General features: G+C 69.4%; 3 protein-coding genes. All 3 read left to right on the top strand.

The window, feature by feature from the left end; translation table 11 throughout:
- The first annotated feature begins 489 nt into the window (after nt 1–489).
- The 3 genes from RWR81_RS13355 to rplL all read left to right on the top strand — a co-directional run bounded on the left by RWR81_RS13355 (nt 490) and on the right by rplL (nt 2,266).
- Nucleotides 490–972 carry a DUF6912 family protein gene (locus tag RWR81_RS13355; protein ID WP_314458196.1) on the top strand — a complete coding sequence of 161 codons (483 nt, stop codon included), beginning with the start codon at nt 490–492 and terminating at the stop codon, nt 970–972.
- A 316-nt stretch (nt 973–1,288) separates the two neighbouring features.
- On the top strand, nt 1,289–1,810 hold the full coding sequence (rplJ, locus tag RWR81_RS13350) for a 50S ribosomal protein L10 (RefSeq protein ID WP_314458195.1): 522 nt from the start codon (nt 1,289–1,291) through the stop codon (nt 1,808–1,810).
- Between the two features lie 66 nt (nt 1,811–1,876).
- Entirely contained in the window at nt 1,877–2,266 is a 390-nt protein-coding gene (gene rplL, locus RWR81_RS13345) for a 50S ribosomal protein L7/L12 (RefSeq protein ID WP_021610168.1), read from the top strand.
- The last annotated feature ends 627 nt before the right edge of the window (nt 2,267–2,893 follow it).

Below are 2,893 nucleotides of genomic sequence, written 5' to 3'. Positions count from 1 at the left end.
GGCCCGGGCACCGGCTCCGGGAACGCCTCGAGGCGTTGCGCGCGCACCGCAGCAGCCCCAGCAGGCACGACCGCCGTCGACTTGGTCCTCGCCCCGGCCACTGAGTGTGTCCCGGGGCCCGGCAGGCCGGCCAGGAGCGGCGCCGTGGCAGGGAGTGGACACGGACTCGGTGCCGGATCCGGGAGCGGGTCACGGCCCGGCCCCGGTCTCGGACACCGGTCATGGTGCTGCGGGAGGTGATGGCCAAGGCGGTGGTCAGCGAAACAGCCATGGTCATGGCGACCCTCCGCCAGGGCCTCCTGGACCCGGGCGCCACCGGTACTGAGGCACAGTTCTGAGCCCCGGTACCGGCTTGGGGCGCTCAGAGGCGCTCCCGGTCTGCGGTCCCGGCCCGGTACGACCGGTTGGTGCGGTGCTGACGGGTGACGTCGTCGAACCGAGCGGGCCCTGTGAGGCCGGGTTGCCTGGAGGTTGAGGCAGACTGGGATCATGCGCATCTATCTTCCCGTCACCGCCGCCCACCTGCGCGCCGCCGCCCTCGGCTCACCACAGGAGCCCCAGTCGGCCCATGCCGTCACCCCTGCCCTCACCCGTGCCCTGCCTGATGAGGACGAGGAGGGCCTGGAGGTCTCCGCCTCGCTGTGCGCAGCCGATGCCTCCCTCGTGCTGCTGGCCGAGCCCGGGGCCGAGGGGCTGGCCGACCGACGTATCGTCATCGCCGCCGACGTCGACGCCGAGCACGTGCGCGAGCTCGCCGTCGAGGGAGACGTCCTGCCCGGTACCGTCGAGGTGAGCGCTGAGATCCCCTGGGAGGACGTCGCCGCCCTGCTCGTGGACGGTGCGGAGGCGGAGGGAGACGTGCGCGCCGCCAGGCTCGGTGACGAGAACGCCTTCGAGCGCGCAGCTGAGGCCGACCTGCTCTGGTACGACGTCACCGAGCGCGACGCGCTGGCCGACAGCCTTGGGGCCTGATGTCCTGGAGACGGCGGGACGCGGTGCGGGCTCTGCGACTCGTCGTCACTCCTGTTGCGGAGCCGAGGACCTGTCGCCGGACCAGTGACCAGTTCCACGGCGCCTCGTCTTGCGCGACGGGGTGCGCCGGCGGGTATGGTGCTCTCTGCCAAAGACCGCAGGTCTCCCGCTCTGGCGGGACCAAGCTCACTTGAGGTGAGGCCGGCGCAGGTGAGAACGTGACCCCCTCGGGCGTCCCCGAGAGCGAGCCCCGTGCCCACCGGCGCGGGGCTTTTCCAGCGGGTGGGCCCTGCGGCATACCACGGAAGGAGGGCCCATGGCACGGCCTGACAAGGAAGCAGCCGTCGCTGCTCTGGCGGACAAGCTCCGCCAGGCTGACGCGGTCCTGCTGACTGAGTACCGGGGACTGAGCGTCGCCCAGCTCAAGGAGCTGCGTCGTTCCCTCGCCGGTAACGCCGAGTACACCGTGGTGAAGAACACGCTTGCTGCGATCGCTGCCCGCCGGGTCGGGCTCGAGGACTTCGCCGACGACCTCAAGGGCCCCTCCGCCCTGACCTTCGTCACCGGTGAACCGGTTGAGGCCGCCAAGGCTCTGCGTGACTTCGCCAAGGACAACCAGCAGCTCGTCATCAAGGGCGGTGTCATGGACGGCGCCGTGCTGTCCGCCGAGGGTGTTGACCAGCTTGCCTCTCTCGAGTCCCGCGAGGTGCTGCTCGCCAAGACCGCGGGCGCCGTCAAGGCGTCCCTGTCCAAGGCTGCGTACCTCTTCGCCGCACCGGCCTCCCAGGCCGTGCGCACCGTCGACGCCCTGCGCGAGAAGCAGGAGACCGCGGCCTGAGGGCCGCCTGCGTCATCCACTACAGCCCTGCGCGCGCAGGAACCAGATAAGGAAGGAACGCCCATCATGGCGAAGCTGACCACCGAAGAGCTCATCGAGCAGTTCAAGGAGCTCACCCTCATCGAGCTCGCCGAGTTCGTCAAGGCCTTCGAGGAGACCTTCGACGTCACCGCCGCCGCTCCGGCCGCCGTGGCCGTTGCCGCCGCCCCCGGCGCTGCCGGTGGCGAGGCCGCCGTCGAGGAGAAGGACGAGTTCGACGTCATCCTCGAGGCCGCCGGTGACAAGAAGATCCAGGTCATCAAGGAGGTGCGCGCCCTGACCTCCCTCGGCCTGAAGGAGGCCAAGGAGCTCGTCGACGGCGCTCCCAAGGCCGTCCTCGAGGGCGCCAACAAGGAGGCCGCCGAGAAGGCCAAGGAGCAGCTCGAGGGCGCCGGCGCCACCGTCACCCTCAAGTGAGTTTCTCCCCGCTGCCTGACGCGGCCTGAGGGTCGTCGAAGGCTGGGGGAGGTCCAGCGTCACCGGGTCCCGTCCACCACCAGGTGGGCGGGACCCGATTGTGTGTCCGGGTGATTGCGGTGTCGGCACGTGCTGCGACGGTGTTAGCAGCGTCGGCTGTGAGAGCGGGGACGGCTCAGAGGTGCGTGAGGGTGGTGGCCTGGCGCGAGTCGGTCCAGTTGCTTCGAGAATCAATCGTGCTGAGGGATTCAGGTCACGTGGAGGGCACGGGTGGGGCAGTATGCGTGACTGTGGCAGGAATCGCAAGGATGAGATGAGAATCGGCGTGGAGTCCTTGACGTCGGCCGTGTACGCTAGCGCTTTGCGTGCATTGTGTGCATTGGAGTGAGGAGTATCTGCCCTCCGTGCGGGTCTTGGCCCGTGGGGGCCCTAGGCGGGCGTGAGTCCGACAACGCGGATTCTACTCAACCCGGTGCTCGCAGTGTGCGTTGTGTGATCCCCGATCTGAGGGAAGGATCCCCCTTTGGCTGCCTCGCGCACCTCCGCACCCACTGCTGCTGACATCGCCGCCCGTACCGCGTCGCGTCGTATCAACTTCGCCAAGATCGCCGAGCCCATGCAGGCTCC

The organism is uncultured Actinomyces sp. (genome assembly GCF_963526355.1).
Classification (GTDB): Bacteria; Actinomycetota; Actinomycetes; order Actinomycetales; family Actinomycetaceae; genus Actinomyces.
This window is presented reverse-complemented; position numbering and strand designations above follow the sequence as displayed.